General features: G+C 66.8%; 14 protein-coding genes and 1 pseudogene. 9 read left to right on the forward strand and 6 right to left on the reverse strand.

Annotated elements, in window-relative coordinates:
* Nucleotides 1-64 precede the first annotated feature (64 nt).
* Nucleotides 65-1,726, forward strand: coding sequence for a long-chain-fatty-acid--CoA ligase (locus SL003B_RS07380; RefSeq protein ID WP_049792561.1), 1,662 nt, complete (start codon nucleotides 65-67; stop codon nucleotides 1,724-1,726).
* Between the two features lie 40 nt (nucleotides 1,727-1,766).
* Here SL003B_RS07380 and SL003B_RS07385 read toward each other — a convergent pair whose 3' ends face one another.
* Both SL003B_RS07385 and SL003B_RS22255 read right to left on the reverse strand, forming a co-directional pair.
* A complete protein-coding gene (locus SL003B_RS07385) occupies nucleotides 1,767-2,771 on the reverse strand; it encodes a DMT family transporter (RefSeq protein WP_013652206.1) in 1,005 nt (334 codons plus the stop codon).
* A gap of 404 nt (nucleotides 2,772-3,175) precedes the next feature.
* Nucleotides 3,176-5,158, reverse strand: a pseudogene (locus SL003B_RS22255) (HAMP domain-containing methyl-accepting chemotaxis protein); the annotation flags it as partial.
* 563 nt (nucleotides 5,159-5,721) lie between these two features.
* Between SL003B_RS22255 and SL003B_RS07395 the strand changes: the two are divergent.
* The 6 genes from SL003B_RS07395 (at nucleotide 5,722) to SL003B_RS07420 (ending at nucleotide 10,589) form a co-directional block, all read left to right on the forward strand.
* A complete protein-coding gene (locus SL003B_RS07395) occupies nucleotides 5,722-6,012 on the forward strand; it encodes a ribbon-helix-helix domain-containing protein (RefSeq protein WP_013652208.1) in 291 nt (96 codons plus the stop codon).
* Between the two features lie 94 nt (nucleotides 6,013-6,106).
* Entirely contained in the window at nucleotides 6,107-6,502 is a 396-nt protein-coding gene (locus SL003B_RS07400; RefSeq protein WP_041375427.1) for a VOC family protein, read from the forward strand.
* A 33-nt stretch (nucleotides 6,503-6,535) separates the two neighbouring features.
* The gene (locus SL003B_RS07405; RefSeq protein WP_041375428.1) at nucleotides 6,536-7,060 is read left to right on the forward strand and encodes a twin-arginine translocation pathway signal; all 525 of its coding nucleotides are present in this window, start codon (nucleotides 6,536-6,538) and stop codon (nucleotides 7,058-7,060) included.
* A gap of 13 nt (nucleotides 7,061-7,073) precedes the next feature.
* Nucleotides 7,074-8,645: a GMC family oxidoreductase gene (locus tag SL003B_RS07410; protein ID WP_013652211.1), complete on the forward strand. Its 1,572-nt coding sequence runs from the start codon at nucleotides 7,074-7,076 to the stop codon at nucleotides 8,643-8,645.
* Between the two features lie 88 nt (nucleotides 8,646-8,733).
* The gene (locus SL003B_RS07415; RefSeq protein WP_013652212.1) at nucleotides 8,734-9,993 is read left to right on the forward strand and encodes a PQQ-dependent sugar dehydrogenase; all 1,260 of its coding nucleotides are present in this window, start codon (nucleotides 8,734-8,736) and stop codon (nucleotides 9,991-9,993) included.
* Nucleotides 9,993-10,589, forward strand: a complete 597-nt coding sequence (locus SL003B_RS07420; RefSeq protein WP_013652213.1) for a c-type cytochrome — start codon at nucleotides 9,993-9,995, stop codon at nucleotides 10,587-10,589. Before SL003B_RS07415 ends, SL003B_RS07420 begins: the two co-directional genes overlap by 1 nt.
* Here the strand turns inward: SL003B_RS07420 and SL003B_RS07425 are convergent.
* Genes SL003B_RS07425 through SL003B_RS07435 form a run of 3 tightly spaced genes read right to left on the reverse strand, consistent with a single transcriptional unit; the run spans nucleotide 10,561 to nucleotide 13,655 of the window.
* Complete coding sequence (locus SL003B_RS07425) at nucleotides 10,561-11,283, reverse strand: ATP-binding cassette domain-containing protein (protein WP_013652214.1); 723 nt, start codon at nucleotides 11,281-11,283, stop codon at nucleotides 10,561-10,563. The genes SL003B_RS07420 and SL003B_RS07425 overlap by 29 nt on opposite strands.
* Before the next feature lie 11 nt (nucleotides 11,284-11,294).
* A complete protein-coding gene (gene devC, locus SL003B_RS07430; RefSeq protein ID WP_013652215.1) occupies nucleotides 11,295-12,470 on the reverse strand; it encodes an ABC transporter permease DevC in 1,176 nt (391 codons plus the stop codon).
* A 24-nt stretch (nucleotides 12,471-12,494) separates the two neighbouring features.
* Nucleotides 12,495-13,655 carry an HlyD family efflux transporter periplasmic adaptor subunit gene (locus tag SL003B_RS07435; protein WP_013652216.1) on the reverse strand — a complete coding sequence of 387 codons (1,161 nt, stop codon included), beginning with the start codon at nucleotides 13,653-13,655 and terminating at the stop codon, nucleotides 12,495-12,497.
* A 201-nt stretch (nucleotides 13,656-13,856) separates the two neighbouring features.
* Between SL003B_RS07435 and SL003B_RS07440 the strand changes: the two genes are divergently transcribed.
* Together SL003B_RS07440 and SL003B_RS07445 are read left to right on the forward strand one after the other, a co-directional pair.
* Nucleotides 13,857-14,504, forward strand: coding sequence for a TetR/AcrR family transcriptional regulator (locus tag SL003B_RS07440; RefSeq protein ID WP_013652217.1), 648 nt, complete (start codon nucleotides 13,857-13,859; stop codon nucleotides 14,502-14,504).
* Nucleotides 14,505-14,678: 174 nt separating this feature from the next.
* Nucleotides 14,679-16,973 (forward strand): xanthine dehydrogenase family protein molybdopterin-binding subunit, encoded by a 2,295-nt coding sequence (locus tag SL003B_RS07445; RefSeq protein ID WP_242390347.1) that lies wholly within the window; start codon nucleotides 14,679-14,681, stop codon nucleotides 16,971-16,973.
* 90 nt (nucleotides 16,974-17,063) lie between these two features.
* On the opposite strand, the gene sbmA is transcribed toward SL003B_RS07445, so the two are convergent.
* Nucleotides 17,064-18,077: a peptide antibiotic transporter SbmA gene (sbmA, locus tag SL003B_RS07450; RefSeq protein WP_013652219.1), complete on the reverse strand. Its 1,014-nt coding sequence runs from the start codon at nucleotides 18,075-18,077 to the stop codon at nucleotides 17,064-17,066.
* Nucleotides 18,078-18,093: the final 16 nt, after the last annotated feature.

An 18,093-nucleotide genomic window follows, 5' to 3' on the forward strand; every position in this document is an offset into this window, starting at 1 on the left:
TTTGCCGGCGTCGAGGCGGACTGTCGGGTCGGATGGCGGGGAAACGTCTTGATTGGAGACCGCCATGACGACAGCGGAGGAATGGTGCGCCGCCTTCACGGCCCGCGCCACCCATGAATATCTGGAGGACGCTGTCCGGTCTTTTCCCGGCCGGCCCGCGGTCGACTTCCTGGGCAAGGCCTGGACCTATCGCGAGATCGGCGAGCTGGTGAACCGGACCGCCGCCGGGCTTCAGGGCCTCGGCATCGGCAAGGGCACCAAGGTCGGCCTGTGCCTGCCGAACACGCCTTATTACACGATCTTCTATTTCGCCGTGCTCAAAATCGGCGGCACGGTGGTGAACTTCAATCCGCTCTACGTCGAGCGCGAGATCGCCTTCCAGGCGCGCGACGCCGAGGTGCGGATCATGGTCACGCTGGATCTGAAGGTGATCTACGACAAGGTCGAGGCGGTGCGCCGCGAAGGCGTGTTCGACCGCATCATCGTCTGCCCGATGGCCGACATCCTGCCGCAGCCGAAGAAGGCGCTGTTCACCCTGTTCAAGGGCAAGGAGCGGGCGAAGGTGGCTGAGGACGCGGCGCATGTGCGCTTCGCCGGCCTCGTCGCCAGGGGCGGCGCGCCGAAGGCGGTGACGATCGATCCGGACACCGACGTCGCGGTGCTGCAGTATACCGGCGGCACGACCGGCGTGCCGAAGGGAGCGATGCTGACGCATCGCAACCTGTCGGCCAACATCGAGCAGATGCGCGACATCTTCCACTCGGCCAGGCCCGGCGAGGAGCGGATGCTGTGCGTGCTGCCGTTCTTCCACGTCTTCGCGATGACGGTGGCGCAGAACCTCGCCGTCATCCTGGGCGCGGAAATGGTGCTGATGCCGCGCTTCGAGCTGAAGATGCTGCTCGACACGATCAGGCGGACGAAGCCGACCCTGTTCCCGGGCGTGCCGACGATCTACACGGCGATCAACAACTCGCCGATGACGCCGAAATACGACCTGACGAGCATCAAGCTGTGCATCTCCGGCGGCGCGCCGCTGCCGGTCGAGGTGAAGGAGACGTTCGAGGCGCTGACCGGCTGCATGCTGGTCGAGGGCTACGGGCTGACCGAGTCCTCGCCGGTGGTGGCGGTGAACCCGTTCGACGACACGCGTCGGGCCGGCTCGATCGGCCGGCTGGCGCCGGGCACGCGGGCGGAATTCCGCAGCCTGGAGGACCGGCACACGGCGGTCGTCCTGGGCGAGAAGGGCGAGTTGTGCGTGCGCGGGCCGCAGGTCATGCTCGGTTACTGGAAGCGGCCCGACGAGACGGCCCAGACCATCAAGGACGGCTGGCTGCACACCGGCGACGTCGGCTACCAGGACGCCGACGGCTTCATCTATCTGGTCGACCGCATCAAGGACCTGATCCTGTGTTCGGGCTACAACGTCTATCCGCGCATGATCGAGGAGGCGCTGTACCAGCACGACGCGGTCGAAGAAGCGATCGTCATCGCCATACCGGACACCTATCGCGGCCAGGCGCCGAAGGCGTTCGTCAAGCTGCGCGCCGGCGCGGTGCTGACCGCGGAGGAGCTGAAGGAGTTTCTCAAGGACCACCTGTCGGCGATCGAGATGCCGCGCGAGATCGAGTTCCGTGATGCCCTGCCCAAGACCATGGTGGGCAAGCTGTCCAAGAAGGAACTGATCGAGGAGGAGGCGGCCAGGCGCGCCGCGGCGCCGGCGGTCTGATCCGCAGCCCGGGCCGCGCGGCAGCTGCCGAAGGAGCTGGTCAGGTGTTGTAGCCGCGGCCTTCCGGCGCGCGGGCGAGCGCGCGCCCGCGCAGCGCCTCGCGGCGCACCGTGTAGAGCGAGGCGGCGATAATGAGTGCCGCACCGGCCAGCGTCACCGACGCCGGCCAGTCGCCGAACACCACGATGCCGATGGCGGTGGCATAGAGCAGGCGGGTGTAGTCGAGGGAGGCGATCGCGGTCGCCTCGCCGGCCCGGAAGGCGCGGATGTTGCACATCTGCCCGGCCCAGGACACCAGCCCAGTGACGATGAGCAGAGCCCATTCCTGCGGCGTCGGCGGGATCCAGAGATAGAGGGCGGGTCCGAGCGCGATCAGGCCGACGAACAGCGCCTGGTAGGTCAGGATTGTCGAGGGCTGGTCGGTGCGCGTCAGGATGCGCAGGATGATCATGACCATGCCGGCGCCGGCGGCGCCGACCAGGGCGAGCACGGCATAGATGTCGACGAAGCCGTCGCCCTGCGGGCGCAGCATCAGCAGCACGCCGAGGAAACCGACGATCGTGGCGGCCCAGCGATGCCGGCCGACAGTCTCGCCGAGGAACAGGATGGCGAAGACGGTGATGAAGAAGGTCTTGGAAAAACTGATCGCGGTGGCGTCGGCGAGCGGCATGTGGATGACCGCGGTGAAGCCGCAGATCATCGCGGTGGCGGCACAGATCACCCGCAGCGCCTGGAGCGACGGGCGCTTCGTGTAGAGCGAGCCGGGCAGGCCGCGCAGGATCACCGGCGCGACGACGAGGATCATCACGCTCTGGCGCACCAGCAGGATCTGGAACACGGACAGGCGCTCGCCGGCGAGCTTGATCAGCGCCGCCATCACCGTGAACAGGAAGGCGGCGGCGAGGATCCACAGCGCGCCGACGGTGTTGGGCGGCAGGTCGCGCCAGAACCCGCCGCGAGGCGGGACGCCTTCGGCTCCGGCCGGAGCCGGCGGGTCGACCGGAGCGGGAGCGCCGTCCGGCGCCGGGTCTTGCGCCTTGTCCATCGGGGCGTGTCCTTGCTGCCGGGTGCGGAGCCGGCGCGACTGGCGGCGGCTCGAGGCGGGAGGGGCTGGTGGCTGCGAAGTCTAGTCGGCCCGGCCGGCCTTGGCCAGCCCCCGAACCGGACAGGAAAAGAGGTGGCCACACCGGCGGCCCGCCTCCCAGCTTGATGACAAACCCGCAGCCTCTCCGGCGTCATTGCGGCCAAACGTAAGCTGCGAGCCGGAACCGGAGAGCCAAGGTGTCGATGATGTCAATGACGGAGACCGAGAGGCCCCCGGCTCACCGATCCCGTATCTGCGCTTCGCTGCGTGCGGGAGGACGCGCTTGGAGGGGTGTCAGCAGTCTGAGAGGCAGGCCGCACGGGCGGCCCGCCTCCAGGGTTCTTGTATCCGGCGCGTCCGGTGCGTCAGGCGGCGCGCACGTCCATCAGGAAGCGCTCGACCTGGGCCTTGAGCTGCTCCGACTTGTCGCTAAGCTCGCCGGCCACCGCCGTCACCTGGGTCGCCGCAGTGCCGGTCTCGCTGGCCGCGCGAGTGACCTCCAGGATGTTGGTGGTGACCTCCTGGGTGCCGCTGGCGGCCTGCTCGACGTTGCGGGCGATCTCGCCGGTGGCCGCGCTCTGCTCCTCGACCGCCGAGGCGATGCTGGAAGCGATCTCGTTGATCTCGGCGATGGTGGCGCCGATCGACTGGATCGCGGCGACCGCCTCGTGGGTCTCAGACTGGATCGCGCCGATCTGCTGGCCGATCTCGTCGGTCGCCTTGGCGGTCTGGTTGGCCAGTTCCTTGACCTCGGCGGCGACGACCGCGAAGCCCTTGCCGGCGTCGCCGGCGCGTGCCGCCTCGATGGTGGCGTTGAGCGCCAGCAGGTTGGTCTGCTCGGCGATGGCGGAGATCAGGCTGACGACCTCGCCGATCTTCTGGGCGGCGAGGGCGAGGCCCTGGACCTGACCGTCGGTCTTGCTGGCCTGTTCGACGGCGCGGCCGGCGATCTCAGACGACTGGGCGACCTGGCGGGCGATCTCCTGGATCGAGCTGGACAGTTCCTCGGTCGCCGTGGCGACGGTCTGGACGTTGGCCGAGGCCTGTTCGGCCGCGCTCGCCACCGAAGTCGCGCGGCTGTTGGTGTTGTTGGCGATGCCGGACATGGAGGTGGCGGTGCTCTCCATCTCCGTGGCAGCCCCGGCGACGGCGCCGAGCAGTTCGGAGACGCCGAGATCGAAGTCCTTGGTCAGGTCCTCGATGCGCCGGGCACGCTCCGCGCGCAGGCGGGTTTCCTCCGCCTCGCGGGCGGCCATCTCGTCGGCCTTGATCATGTTGTCCCTGAACACGCCGACCGCGGCGGCCATGGCGCCGATCTCGTCGCGATGATCCTGGCCGGGGATGGCGACGGACTTGTCGCCGTCGGCAAGGCGCTTCATGGCCATCGTGATCGCCTGGATCGGACGCGAGATGCCGGTGCCGATCAGCCAGGCGGCAAGGAGGCCGACGGCGAGCGCGGCGGCGGCGACGGCGATCATCAGGGTCACGGCCCATTGCATCGAGACGCCTATCTGCGGTCCGAGGGCGTCCTGCTCGTCGCGCGCGGCCCCCTTGAGATCTTCCAGCAGCTCGCCGATCCTGGGACCATGCCTGCCGAGGATGTCACCGAAAATGGCGTGCTCGCGCTGGGCGAGCGCATGAAGGTCCTCGAACGCCTTCTCATACGTTTCGTGCAGGGCGGCGGTCTCGTTGACGAGGTCGGCCCTGTCGGCATCGAAGATGACAGCCTGGAGGATCTTCAGCTTTTCGCGGACATTGGCCGAATGGTCCATGGCCTCAACGAAGGAGCCTTCGTCCTTGGATTGCGCGAAGCGGGCGACGGCGACACGCATCAACAGGACGCTGCGCAGCGCATTGGCGCCGTGGAACGTGTCAGTCGCTTCCTGAGCCTGGTTCGACATGTCCATGACGCGGGTCAGACGTTCCTCGATCTCAGGCCCGACCGGCGCGAGCGTCTCGACGCTGACCGCCCTGGCCGCCTGCTCGATCCGGGTCATCTCGTTGAAGCCGGCCAGATAGCTGCGCATACCCGCCTGCGCCTCAGAAATGAGCGCTTGCTTGTCAGCATCGTTGACCGTGGAGGCCAGGCGCTCGAGCAGGGCGAGGGTCTCCTGGCCGGCGCGGGAGAGGTCGGCGACACTCTCGCGTGTCGGCTCGTTCATGAAACTCAGCACGGCGCGGCGGGTTTCCAGCATCCGGGTCTGTGCTTCTGCCGCCAGGGTGGTTTGATTTGCTACATGGCGGTAGCGTTGGAAGTCGCTGTTGCCGGTCTGCAGGTTGAAGGCGCCAGTGGCACTGATGGCCAGCAGCAGGATCAGGACAAGTCCGAATCCGCCAAAAATCTTGGTCGAAATCGAGATGCGTTTCAGCATGGCGCGGCCTCTCGCTTGAGACGACGGGGCAAGGGAGACGGGCGGTTGGGCAGGGCGAGTCGGTGGGATGGGAGGATCCCGGGAGGGAGGACTCGTCAGACTTGCTGCATGCCCGCCTACTAGACGAAAGTTGCAAGCGCAGGCTCGTTGAAATATTTTAACGAAGAATTACGCTTCTGCCACCTTTTGTTGCTGACGTTACGTCAATTTTACCCCTGATTTGTGACGGAATTGCTTTCAAAACTTTGAATGTAGTTTCCGATATAGTTCATATCAGCGATACCGGATGATCTCCCCGGTCCGGCGGCGCGGCCGAGCCACCGTCCGCGCGCGCTGCGAACGAGGGGCTTCCTTTGCGATTTCGGAATAACTGCTTTTTCGCCTGCTCTAAAATGTACAAGATTTATCTTGCAGATTTTGCCGATGACGGCACCGCAAGACGGATCGCGACAAAAGTCCCGCTCAAAGTCTCTTGAGTTTTCGCCCGACGCGCACAAAGCTGAAGGGACAAGAACAATAAAAACCGGGGAGGACTGATCATGTGTCAGATTTTTGCCGGGCAGGATCCCGCGGACTACGAGCCCGAGACGCGTCGGCTGCGGCTGAACGGCCAGAGCACGAGCATCCGGCTGGAGCGCTCGTTCTGGGACATTCTCGACGAGATCGCCGCCAGCGAGGGCCTGTCCACGCCCGCCTTCGTGTCCCGCCTGCACAGCGAGGTGCTGGAACTGCGGGGCGAGGCGCCGAACTTCACGTCGCTGCTTAGATGCGCCTGCCTGATCCGCACACGCCAAACCGCCTTGCGACCGCTTGCGCTGGCAGCGGAATAAAAACGCGTTGTAGTAGTGTAATACTACCACGCACGCTTCAGAAGATGCCAATCTTCCCCAATGATCGCGAAGACGGTCATTTGGGAGAGAAGACGTGGCCAAGTTTATACACGCGATGATTCGCGTGATCGATGAAGATCGCTCAGTAAACTTCTATCGAAATGCGTTCGGACTCGAGGTTGCCGACCGGTTCGACTTTGACGACTTTACGCTGATCTACCTGCGCAATGGCGAGGCCGATTTCGAGGTTGAGCTGACCGTGAACAAGGGCCGGACCGAGCCCTATGTGCCCGGCGACGGCTACGGCCACATGGCGTTCTGCGTCGACGACCTCGACGCCGAACACGCCCGCTTCGATGCGGCCGGCTACTCCCCCCGTAAGATCGTCGAATTCAAGCGCGACGGTGTCCTGATGGCGCGGTTCTTCTTCGTCCAGGACCCCGACGGCTACCAGATCGAACTGCTGCAGCGCCACGGCCGGTATCGCTGACCGTCACGCGCGCATCACGGGAGGGAGGAAAACATGACCGTGACCCTGGAGCGTCACAGGATGACGCGACGCGAGCTGTTGGCACGCAGCGCCGTGCTGGGTGCGGCTTTCGTCGTCGGCCCCGGCTTCGTCGCCGGCAGGACGGCGGCCTGGGCAATGGAGGTGAGCCACGTGAGGCCGGCGACGATGGCGACGCTGATCCAGATGGCGCGCGACATCTATCCGCACGATCACGTCGCCGACAGCTACTACGCCGCAGCGGTCAAGGGCTACGACAACGCCGACCAGGCCGCGATGGTCGAGGCCGGGGTCGCGGCGCTGGACGCGGTCGCCGAAGGGCTGGGCCACGGCGGCTATCTCGCCATCGGCTGGGAGCGCGAGCGTGTCGAGTTGCTGCGTGCGCTGGAACGGAGCCCGTTCTTCCAGACAGTGCGCGGCGGGCTGGTGACCGGGCTCTACAATCAGAAGGACGTCTGGCCACTGTTCGGCTACGAAGGCGAGAGCTACTCCAAGGGTGGCTACATCACCCGCGGCTTCGACGACATCAAGTGGATCTGAGGGAGCGCGGGCGATGGTTGCGAAATTCGACCTGAGCGACGACAGCGTCGTCGTGGTGATCGGCACCGGCGCCGGCGGCGGGGTGCTGTCGAACGAACTGGCGCAGAAGGGCGTCAAGGTGGTCGCGCTGGAGGCGGGCGGGCGCTACCTGCCGGATGACTACATCAACGACGAATGGGACAGCTTCGGCCAGCTCGCCTGGCTCGATCCGCGCACCACCTCGGGCGACTGGCGGGTGGCCAAGGACTTTTCCGGCCTGCCAGCCTGGATCGTCAAGGCGGTCGGCGGCACCACGATCCACTGGGCGGGTGCCTCGCTGCGCTTCCAGGCCCATGAGTTCAAGACGAGGACGACATACGGCGAGGTTGCCGGCGCCAACCTGCTCGACTGGCCCCTCGATCTTGCCGAGATGGAGCCCTGGTACGAGAAGGCCGAGGCGAAACTCGGCGTGACCAGAACCGGCGACCGCGCCGGCCTGCCCGGCAACAACAACTTCAAGGTTTTCGAGGCCGGCGCGAGGGCGCTCGGCTACAAGGAGGTCCATACCGGCCGGATGGCGATCAACAGCGTCGACTACGACGAGCGCATGGCCTGCCAGCAGACCGGCTTCTGCTTCCAGGGCTGCAAGTGGGGCGCCAAGTGGTCGGCCGCCTATACCGACATCCCGCGCGGCGAGGCGACCGGAAACCTCGAGGTGCGCGACCGCTGCCACGTGCTCAGGATCGAGCACGACGCCGCCGGCAAGGTTACCGGCGTCGTCTATGCGGACAAGGATGGCGCCCAGCACAGGCAGAAGGCCCGGCTGGTGTGCGTGGCCGGCAACTCGATCGAGAGCCCGCGCCTGCTGCTCAACTCGGCGTCGTCGATGTTCCCGGACGGACTGGCCAATTCCTCCGGCCAGGTCGGGCGCAACTACATGCGCCACATGACCGGCTCGGTCTATGCGGTGTTCGACAAGCCGGTGCGCATGTGGCGCGGCACGACCATGGCCGGCATCATCCAGGACGAGGCGCGGCACGACCCGTCGCGCGGCTTCGTCGGCGGCTACGAGCTGGAGACGCTGGCGCTCGGGCTGCCGTTCATGGCGGCGTTCCTTGATCCGGGCGCCTGGGGGCGCGAGTTCACCTCGGCGCTCGACCGCTACGAGAACATGGCAGGGATGTGGATCGTCGGCGAGGACATGCCGCAGGAGACCAACCGGGTCACGCTCAACCACGACGTCAAGGACGCCTACGGCCTGCCGGCGCCGAACGTGCATTTCGACGATCACCCCAACGACGTCGCCATGCGGACCCACGCCTACCGGCAGGGCCAGGCGATCTACGAGGCGGTCGGCGCGACGCGAACCTTCCCGACGCCGCCCTATCCCTCGACCCACAACCTCGGCACCAACCGCATGTCGGAAAAGCCGCGCGACGGCGTCGTCAACAAATGGGGGCAGAGCCACGACATACCGAACCTGTTCGTATCGGACGGCAGCCAGTTCACCACCGGCGCCGCGGAGAATCCCACGCTGACGATCGTCGCCCTCGCCATCCGGCAGGCCGATCACATCGCGGGAGAAATGGGCAAAGGCAATCTCTAGCAGCCGGCTGCATTGCGTTTGCTTGAAACCGGGGTGGTCTCTTCGGAGGCCGCCCCAAAAGCACGTCAACGTGTATCGGGAGGAAGGAATGAGGAACTATCTGCTGGCCAGTGCGGCCTTTCTGGCAGGAACCGTCCTGGCGCATGCCCAGGCGCAGGCTCCGGTGCCGGACAACCTGGAGAAGCTGTCGAGCTTCCAGTCGACCGGCGTCACGGAATTCACCTACGTCCCGCAGACCGGCGACTACGCCGACGGCATCAAGAAGAACCTCGAGCGCATCAAGATGCCGGAGGGCTTCAAGATCGCGCTCTATGCCGTCGTGCCGGACGCGCGCCACATGGCGGTCGGGCCGCAGGGCATCGTGACCTTCGTAGGCACCCGCAAGGACAAGGTCTGGTCGGTGACGGACCGCAACAAGGACCGCGTCGCAGACGAGGTGAAGGATTTCGCGCCATCGCTGAAATTCGCGATCCCGAACGGACCGTGCTTCTCCAAGGACGGCTTCCTCTACATCGCCGAGCAGAACCGGGTGCTGGTCTATCCGGCGGCCGAATTCTTCTACGAGAGCCCGGACGTGGCGGCCTTCAACGTCGTCAAGCAGGGCGAGCTGATCCCGCCGTCTGAAGAGAGCTACAACCACACCGCCCGCGTGTGCAAGCTCGGACCGGACGGCAAGCTCTACATCTCGCTCGGCCAGCCGTTCAACGTCGCGCCGCCGGAGAAACTCGATCTCTACAACCAGTGGGGCATCGGCGGCATGATCCGCATCAACACCGACGGCACGGGGCGCGAGGTCTATACCTATGGTATCCGCAACTCGGTCGGGCACGACTTCCATCCGGTGACCGGCGAGCTGTGGTTCACCGACAACCAGGTCGACGGCATGGGCGACGACATCCCGCCGGGCGAGATCAACCGCCAGACCGCTCCGGGCCAGCATTTCGGTGCGCCTTGGTACGGCGGCGGCAGCGTGCGGACCAACGAATATGCCGGCCAGGAGGTGCCGGTCGACGTGGTGATGCCGGCGGTGGAAATGGTCGCCCACGCGGCCGACCTCGGCATGACCTTCTACACCGGCAGCATGTTCCCGGCGAAGTACAAGAACGCCATCTTCTCGGCGCAGCACGGTTCGTGGAACCGCACCACGCCGGTCGGCGCGCGGGTCATGGTGACCTTCATCGACGACGAGGGCAACGCCAGGTCCGAGCCCTTCGCGGAGGGCTGGATCGACGAGAACGGCGAGTATCTCGGCCGGCCGGTCGACGTCGCCCAGCTGCGCGACGGCTCCATCCTGGTCTCCGACGACCTGGCGGGCGCACTGTATCGCATCTGGTACGAGGGCAACTGATGCTGCGTGCCGCAGTCCTGGGCCTGGGCGGGGTTTTCCTCGCCCAGGCCGTCCTCGCCAACGGCGCGACAGAAGCGTCCGCCGGCGACCCTGTCGCCGGGCGCCAGAAGGCCGGTCAGTGCCGGACCTGCCACGGCCTCGACGGCTTCGCCCGGATCCCGATCGCGCCGCACATCGGCGGCGAGCCGGCGTCCTATATCGTTCACCAGCTGACCGCGTTCCGCAACGGCACGCGCGTGCACGAGATGATGAGCGTGGTCGCCAAGGCGCTCGACGACCAGTCCATCGCCGATCTCGCTGCCTGGTATGCCTCGCACGAGGCCTCGGCGACGTTGCCGGGGGGGGCGAGCGAGGACGACGCGCCGGCGCAATGCGTCGCCTGCCACGGCGTCACCGGCCTGTCGCAGGCCGAGGACGCGCCTAACCTCGCCGGGGAGACCGCGATCTACATCGACACGCAGTTGAAAGCGTTTCGCCTCGGCAAGCGCACGCACGAGATCATGTCGCCGATCGCGGCGGAGCTGAGCGACGAGGAGATCCGCGCCGTCGCCGACTGGTACGCGGCGATCAGGCTGGAGATCCGGCAGGCGGAATAGGGCCTGCCCGGCAGCGTTCGTCGCGGACGATCCGGCCATCTTCCATGGTGACGATGCGGTCGGCGAGATCGAGGATGCGGTTGTCGTGGGTCACCATCAGGGTCGTGGTGCCGCGCTCCGCGCCCAACCGCTTGAGCAAGCGGACCACCTGCAGGCCGCTGTCCTTGTCCAGGGCAGCGGTCGGCTCGTCGGCGAAGACGACCTGCGGATTGCCGACCAGAGCGCGGGCGACAGCCACGCGCTGCTTCTGGCCGCCGGACAGGTTGGCGGGCAGGTAGTGCATGCGGTCGCCGAGCCCGACGAGGCCGAGCATGTGGGCGGCAGCCTGACGCCAATGCGCCATGGCAGCGCGGCCATGCACCTCCAGGCCCATGCGCACGTTCTGCAGCGCGGTCAGGCTTTCGTGCAGGTTGTGGGCCTGGAAGATGAAGCCGAGCCGGCGGCGGCTTTCGACCAGCAGGTCTTCCGGGGCGCCGCGCAGCTCGTTGCCGAACAGCAGGACGCTGCCGTCCTGCACCTCCCGCAGGCAGCCGACGAGGGTCAGCAGCGTGGTCTTGCCGGAGCCGGACGCGCCCAGCAGCACGACCAGTTCGCCCGGGTCTATCGTCAGATCGATGTCGAAGAGCGCCTGCTTGCGCGCCTCGCCGCTGCCAAACCAGTGATTGAGGCCGCGGACCGCGATCGGGGCATCCATCGCGGGTCTCCCTAGAACAGTTCGGCCGGATCGGCGCCGGTCAGGCGCCGGGTGGCGACGGCGCCGGACAGGGCGCACATGGCAATGGTGCCGAGGAGGACGGCGGCGGCGCGGGGCGCGTCCATCTCAAGCGGCAGGCCGGTCTTCAGGGTGACGGCGTGGTAGAGGCCGATGGAGATCAGCAGGCCGGGCACGAAGCCGAGCAGGGCAAGCAGGATCGCCTCCTCGAAGACGATGCCGAGAAAGAAACGCTGGCGATATCCGATCGCCTTCAGCGTCGCATATTCCGACAGATGATCGGCGACGTCGGTCGACAGCACCTGATAGACGATGATGATGCCGACCAGGATGCCGATGACGAGGCCGAAGCCGAAGACGATGCCGATCGGTCGCTTGGTGGTCTGGTAGGACTGGTCCTTCGCCGCGGCCTCGGCGAGCGCGTTGACGCGGGTGTCGCTGGCCGGCAGCCGGGTGCGCAGGGCCGAGACGACGGCGGCGACGTCCGCTCCGGGCTCGACGTCGAGCAGAATGTGGTTCGGCGCGCCGGCGATCCGATCAGGGAACAGGCGCAGGAAGGTCTGGTCGGAGACGATCATGTAACCGTCCGCGTCGAAACCGCCGCCGAGCGCGAAGGTGCCGACGACGGACAGGGTGCGACCGCGCGCTTCCATCTGGAACGGCGACGAAGGGGCGGCGCCGGCGAAGATACCGGTGTCGATGGTCCTGGTCCTGGTGTCGATGACCGCGGTGTCTGGAACTTCCAGCAGTTCCATAAGCCGGTCGCCATCGGCCAGGACGAGAGGGCGGCTGGTCGGATCGAAGCCGTAAACGTGCAGGGTCACCTTCTTGCCTGGCTCGGCTTCCCAGTCGAGCTTGGCGACATACCATTCGCGCGCGCCGGCGACGCCGGGAACGGCAAGGGCCTGGAACATGCGCTGGCGCGGCAGGTTGCTGCCGTCCGACAGGGTGTTGGCGTCGGAGGCCGAGAGCAGGATGTCCGCCGACATCATCCGGTAGGGCAGGACGATGGTGTGCAGAAGCGCGGTCAGGAAGCCGATCTGCATCAACACCAGGATGTTGGCGAAGGCGACGCCGGCAACCGCGGCGGCGAGCCGCGGCGGGCTGTGGACCAGCTGCAGCCAGCCGATCGGCAGGCGCCCGAGCAGGAGCGTGAGGAGCGTGGTCACGGGATCGGTCTCATCGGCGCAGCCTCACGAGCGCGGTCCGGCCTCGATGCGGGCACGGACCTGGAGGTCGACGAAACGCGAGGCGATCGCCGACGAGGGCCTGTCGAGACGTACCTGGACCTCGAAGACGCGGGCATCGGTGTTGGCTGCGGGGTCCTTGTCGATGATCGATTGGCGCTTCACCATCAGCCCGATCCGCGACACGGTGCCCGACAGCGGCGCGGGCAGGGCGTCGCCGGTGATTTCGACCGGCGCGCCGACGGCGACCCGGGCGATCTGGGCCTGGTAGATCTCGACTTCGACGGTCATGTCATCGGTGTCAGCGATGTCGAGCACGCCCGCCGCGCCGGGTTTCTCGCCCGGGCGGGCATGGATCTCCAGGACCGTGCCGGCGATCGGCGCGCGGACATAGGCCTCCTCAAGGTCCTGCTCGGCCGCCCTGAGTTGCGCCTCGGCGGAGGCGAGGTTGCGCAGGGCGACGACCACGTCGCTCTGGCTGTCCGGGGCTTCGGAGAGGTATCGCGACAGGGCCGCGCGCGCCTCCTCGACGTTGCGCTCGGCCTGGTCTGCGGCGCCCTGCGCCCGTTCCAGAACGGCCTCGGAGACGATGTTGCGCGCGCGCAGCGTCTTCGTGCGCTCCAGTTCCTGGCGTGCGGTGAGCGCGGCCGCTTCCTGGCGGGCAACGGCGGCGCGCGCCTGATCAAGGCTGGCGCGGACGGTTTCGCGGGCATGGTTCAGATCGGCCTCGCGCACGGCGACGGTGGCCGCGGCGAGGTCGATCGCATTGCGCAGGCGCGGTTCCGTGTCCAACACGGCGAGGATCTGTCCTTGCGCCACGCGCTGGCCTTCCGCCACGTCGAGGCGGACGATCTTGGCGTCCCCGGCCGCGGAAGGCAGGGCCAGGGTGATCACCTTGCCGGCAGGCACCAGGCGGCCGAGGCCGAGCACGGCCGCGGACCTCGCTGCTGCTTCCGCCGCAGGGGTGGGAGGGTTCGGCGCGGCGGGCACCGCGATCGGTTCGGTGGTGCCGCCACCCGGCTGCAGGTCGAGGGTGCGCATCAGGAACTTGAGGCCCGGCGGCTGGAAATACATGCCGATGAGGCCTCCGGTCGCCATCAGGGCCATCAGCGCGGGAACGTAACGGATCTTGCGCAACGTGGTCGCCAGGCCGGACCTGCGTCGCATACGGGGTGCCGAGCGATCGACTACCACGAGCGGCAGATCGGTCGCAGTGCCGGAGGCGGACGTCCGGCCCGGTTCCCTCGGAAGGTCGTCTACAGGTGACGTCATGGAGCGATCCGCCTGCCGGCCCAGGGCCGAAATGGATGGACAGTTAATGACCCGTTGGTCATTAATACTCCGGACGTCCGGACCGTGCAAGGGACCATGACAGATCGAACGCAAAAGCCGCGCCGCAGGCGCCGCGACGCCCGTCCGGGCGAGATCATCGAGGCGGCGTTCCGGGAATTTGCCGAGAACGGCTATGCGGCCACCCGGCTCGATGACGTCGCTCGGCGGGCGGGTATCGCCAAGGGCACGATCTACCGCTACTTCGCCAGCAAGGAGGCGTTGTTCGAGGCGGTCGTGCGCTCGCGCATCACGCCGACGCTTGACCGGATCGAGGACCTCGCCGCCGGCTTTGCCGGGCCGACGCGCGAGCTGCTGCGTGCCGTGATCGCCGATTTCTACGCCCGGATCGTCGATACCGACGCCAAGGTCCTGATCCGCATCATGATCGCCGAAGGCAACCGCTTTCCCGACATCACCGGCTTCTACTATCGCGAGACGATCTCCAAGGGTATCGCCATCCTGACCCGGATCGTCGAGCGCGGCATCGCGCGCGGCGAGGTGCGCGCCGGCGCGGCGGCCGACTTGCCCTTCGTGATTCTCGGTCCGGGCCTCCTCGCGGCGATCTGGAAGCTGACCTTCGACGTGCATGCGCCGATCGCCCTGGAGCGCTTCCTGGAGGCGCATGTCGACCTGGTGCTGAACGGCTTTCTGGTTTCAGACGCGCGCGAGGCGCGGCCCGAATAGGCGTGAGGCGGAGGCCGTGCGTGGACTCGGACTTGCGACCGGAGGAACGAGGGGTCTGGCCGGGGGCGGATCGAGCCGTTATTGTCGGGGCCAACGACTGGCCTGCTTCGATCCGGAGCATCCTTCCTCGGCCGGTTTCCCGTCAAAAAACAAGGTCGTTTCCAGATGAACCAGATGGCTCCTAGCAAGTTCGGCATCGGCGCGCCGATCCGACGTAAGGAAGACGCGGCACTCGTGACCGGCCATGGCCGCTACACCGACGACTACACGCCGGAGGGCTGCCTGCACGCCTATGTGCTGCGCTCGTCGATGGCTCATGCGCGCATCTCGCTGTCGAATGTCGAGGCGGCGCGGGACCACCCCGGCGTTGCGCTGGTGCTCACTGCCGAGGACATCGACGATCTCAAGCCGATGCCGACCAAGGCGGTGATGCCGCAGATCGACGGCACACCGCACAAGGTGCCGCCGCGGCCAGTGCTGTGCGGCGACACCGTGCGCCATGTCGGCGATGCCATCGCTTTCATCGTTGCCAAGGACGTCAACACCGCCAAGTCGGCGGCCGAACTGATCGAGGTGGACTACGAGCCGCTTCCGGTCGTCGTTGACATCGAGAAAGCGCTGGAGCCCGGCGCAACCCTGATCTGGCCGGAATTCGGCACCAACAAGGCCTTCGTGCTCGGCCACGGAGATGCAGCGAAGACCGAGGCAGCCTTCGCCAAGGCGGCGCATGTGACGTCGATCCGAGTCGTCAACAACCGCCTCGTCTCCAACTACATGGAGGTGCGGGCCTGCGTCGGAGAGTACGACGAGGACAGCGGCCGCTATACGCTGACCGCAGGCACCCAGGGCGGTCACGGCGCGCGCGACGTGATTGCCAAGGACATTCTCGACATCGATCCGGCGCGGCTGCGGGTCATCACGCCTGACGTCGGAGGCGGGTTCGGCACCAAGATCTTCGTCTATCGCGAGTATCCGCTGTGCCTCGTCGCCGCGCAGCGGCTGGGCAAGCCGGTGAAGTGGACCGGCGAGCGCATGGAGCATTTCGTCACCGACGCTCACGGCCGCGACAACGTCACGACGGCGGAACTGGCGCTCGACAGCGATGGCCGGATCCTCGGCCTGAAGATCGACGTGCTGGCGGCCATGGGGGCCTATCTGCATCAGTACGCGCCCTTCATTCCGTTCGTCGGCACGTCCATGTCGACCGGGCTCTACGACGTGTCGGCGCTCGCCGTCACGGCGACGGGCGTCTATGCCAACACGGTGCCGACTGATGCCTATCGCGGCGCCGGCCGGCCGGAAGCGGCCTATCTGATCGAACGGCTGATCGAGAAGGCGGGCCTGGAGACCGGCCTCGGCTCCGCCGAGATCCGCCGGCGCAACTTCGTGGCCTCCGACAGGCTGCCCTACACCACCGCCACGGGCCGCATGTACGACACCGGTGACTTCGCCGGGCACATGGACAAGGCCATGGAGGTCGCCGACTGGGCCGGCTTCGCCGAGCGGCAGAAGCAGAGTGCGGCGGTGGGTCGGTACCGCGGCATCGGCATGTGCTGCTACATCGAGGCCTGCGCCTTTCCGGGCGGCGAGGAGGCGACCGTCGAACTGAACGGCGACGGCACTGTGACGCTGCTGATCGGCACCCAGACCAACGGGCAGGGCCACGCCACGGCCTACGGCCAGGTCATCGCCGAGCACCTAGGGCTCGATCTCGATCGTATCGAAGTGATCCAGGGCGACACCGACCGGGTGCGCAAGGGCGGCGGCACGGGCGGCTCGCGCTCGATCCCGCTCGGCCTGCCGTCGGTCAATGAAGCGTCCAAGAGTCTGGTCAGAAAGATCAAGGAACTGGCCGCGGACCGGCTCGAGGCGGGGCCGGAGGACCTGGAACTGGTCGATGGCAGCGTGCGCGTGGTCGGCACCGACCGGCAGGTGACGCTGGCGGAGATCGCCGCGGCTGCGCCCGAGACACTGGCCGGCCGCGAGGAGGTCAAGCAGGCGGAGGCGACCTATCCGAACGGCACGCACATCTGCGAACTGGAAGTCGATCCGGACACCGGCGACGTCGAGATCCTGAACTATGTCATCGTTGACGACTTCGGCGTCACCGTGAACCCGATCCTGCTCGCCGGCCAGGTGCACGGCGGCACGGCGCAGGCGATCAGCCAGGCGCTGTGCGAACGCACCGTCTACGACGAGGAGGGCCAGCTGCTGACCGCTTCGCTGCTCGACTACCAGCTGATCCGCGCCGAAGACCTGCCCGACTTCAATTTCCAGACCCGCAACGTGCCGTCGACGACCAACGCGCTCGGCATCAAGGGCGCGGGCGAGGCCGGCACGATCGGCGGTTGCGCCTCGGTGATGAACGCGCTGCAGAAGGCGCTCGGCGACGGGGCCGGGGTCGGGCACATCGACATGCCGGCGACGCCTTTGCGCGTGTGGGAGGCGATCCGGGCGGCGCGGGGCTGAGCGCCTCTGGCTATCCAATGGCCACCCAACGGAAAACGCCGCGCACTTCGCGCGGCGTTTTTACATCAGTTTCGAGTTCTGGGCCGCATCCTACTCCGCCGGCATGGGCACCGGCTTGCCGCCGTTTCTCTCATAATCCCAGATGTTGGCCTCGAAGGCGCGCAGACGCTTGTAGACGGACATCAGCTCGACGATCGTCGTCCAGGCATTGACGAGATACTGGAACGAGTTCTCCACCCGGCTGAAGGCGCGCACGATCTGCTGCATGACACCGAGGGTGACCGCGCCACTGACGATGGTCGGTCCGAGCGCGATATAGGGTACCAGCACGGTCGCCTGCAGGTAGGACCATTTGGCGACATCGAAATAGAGGTAGTGGAAGAACAGGCGGAAATAGTTCCGCCGGACATGGCCGAACAGCTCCGTCACGGCCGGCGGGCTGGCCCGGTCGCCGTGGTCCTCGCCGTAGACCAGTTCCTTTCGGTAGGCCGCCTCGACTTTCTGGTTCTCGAACTCGAGGCCCGGCAGCTTGAAGCCGACCAGGGCGAGGAGCACCGTGCCGGATGCGGCCGAGAGGATCGCGACATAGACCAGCGAGTGCGAGACGGCGCCGATCCAGGGCAGTTCGGTGACCTTGGTAGACAGTTCCCACAGCAGCGGCAGGAAGGCGAACAGGGTCATCACCGAGCGCATGAAGGACACGCCGAGCCCTTCCATGATGCGGGCGAAGCGCATGGTGTCTTCCTGCACGCGCTGGGAGGCGCCCTCGATGTGGCGCACCGCCTGCCAGTGCGCCATGTAATAGTCGTTCATCGCCGTGCGCCAGCGGAAGATGAAGTGCTTGATGAAGAAGTCCAGCACCACCGCAATGAAGATGTAGATGCCGGCGATGCGCAGGAAGGTCATCATCTCGGCCATGTACTGGCCGAAGGTGACGCTACCCGGCTCGCCGAGCGCCTTCTGCACGGTGTCGTAGAAGGTGCCGAACCATTCGTTGATCTGGACGTCGAGCTGGACCTTGTACCAGGTCACGGCCAAGATCAGCACCGAGCCGACCCAGGCCCAGAAGAACCATCGCTTGCTCCTGAAGAACGACCGAAACATGACTGTACCGCCCTCG

The organism is Polymorphum gilvum SL003B-26A1, assembly GCF_000192745.1.
Classification (GTDB): Bacteria; Pseudomonadota; Alphaproteobacteria; order Rhizobiales; family Stappiaceae; genus Polymorphum; species Polymorphum gilvum.